Annotated in this window: 2 protein-coding genes; both read left to right on the forward strand. The window is 63.9% G+C overall.

Annotation, left to right across the window (positions count from 1 at the left end):
• Nucleotides 1–922 (forward strand): GNAT family N-acetyltransferase (locus EOA27_RS36945; RefSeq protein ID WP_127258776.1); only part of this gene is annotated, 922 nt, incomplete at its 5' end.
• Between the two features lie 106 nt (nucleotides 923–1,028).
• Nucleotides 1,029–1,281: HIT domain-containing protein (locus EOA27_RS36950; protein WP_127258778.1), on the forward strand; the 253-nt coding region annotated here is incomplete at its 3' end.

Here is a 1,281-nt window from a genome sequence, read left to right on the forward strand (position 1 = left end):
GGGGGAATATGTCTTCGACCATGGCTGGTCCGACGCCTTCGAGCGCGCCGGCGGCCGCTACTATCCCAAGCTGCAATGCTCGGTGCCGTTCACGCCGGTGACCGGCCCTCGCCTGCTCGTCAGCAGGGGCGAGGACGCAGGCGCCGTGAAGGCAGGCCTGGCGGAGGGGTTGAAACTCGTGACCGACAAGCTCGGCGTCTCTTCCGCGCATGTCACCTTCGCAAACGAGCCCGACGTGGCGACGCTGGAGGCGGCGGGGTTCCTGCATCGCACCGACCAGCAGTTCCATTTCTTCAATGAAGGCTTTTCGACCTATGACGACTTCCTCGCCACCCTTGCCTCGCGCAAGCGCAAGGCGATGAAGAAGGAGCGCCGCGAGGCGCTTGCCGAGGGCATCTCGATCGACTGGCTGACCGGCAAGGATATCACCGAAAGCACCTGGGATGACTTCTTCGCCTTCTACATGGATACCGGCGGCCGCAAATGGGGCAGGCCTTATCTCAACCGGCAGTTCTTCTCGCTGATCGGCGAGCGCATGGCCGAGGACATTCTTCTGGTGATGGCCAAGCGCAATGGCCGCTACATTGCCGGCGCCATCAACTTCATCGGTTCCGATGCGCTCTATGGCCGCAACTGGGGCTGCATCGAGGACCACCCTTTCCTGCATTTCGAGGTCTGCTACCACCAGGCCATCGACTTCGCCATCGAGCACAAGCTCAAGGTGGTGGAGGCAGGCGCGCAGGGCGAGCACAAGCTGGCGCGCGGCTACCGTCCGGTGACCATGCATTCGGCGCACTACATTTCGCATCCCGGCTTACGCAACGCCGTCGCCGATTATCTCAGGCGCGAGCGGCGCGAGGTCGAACGCATGGGCGAGTATCTCGAAGAGCACACGCCCTTCCGCAAGGATCTCGGCGAATAATCCTGGGCAGCGAAGGCAGCTTGGCGGTCGATCTCGCCTGAGCGCCTTGCCGCCCACCGGCGGCTTCGCTACACCGGACGGCGAACGCAATTGGGAGTGTCACCCCATGGCCGAAGCCTATGATCCCGGCAACATCTTCGCGAAAATCCTGCGCGGCGAGATCCCCTCGCACGGCGTCTATGAGGACGACGCGGTGGTCGCCTTCATGGATGTGATGCCGCAAGGCACGGGCCACACGCTGGTCGTGCCGAAGGCGCCGTCGCGCAACATCCTCGACGCCGATCCGGCAACGTTCGCCGCGCTGTTCGCGGTCGTGCAGAAGGTGGCGGTGGCGGTGAAAAAGGCCTTCAACGCCGACG

Origin of the sequence: Mesorhizobium sp. M2A.F.Ca.ET.037.01.1.1, assembly GCF_003998075.1 — a bacterium.
Taxonomy (GTDB): domain Bacteria; phylum Pseudomonadota; class Alphaproteobacteria; order Rhizobiales; family Rhizobiaceae; genus Mesorhizobium.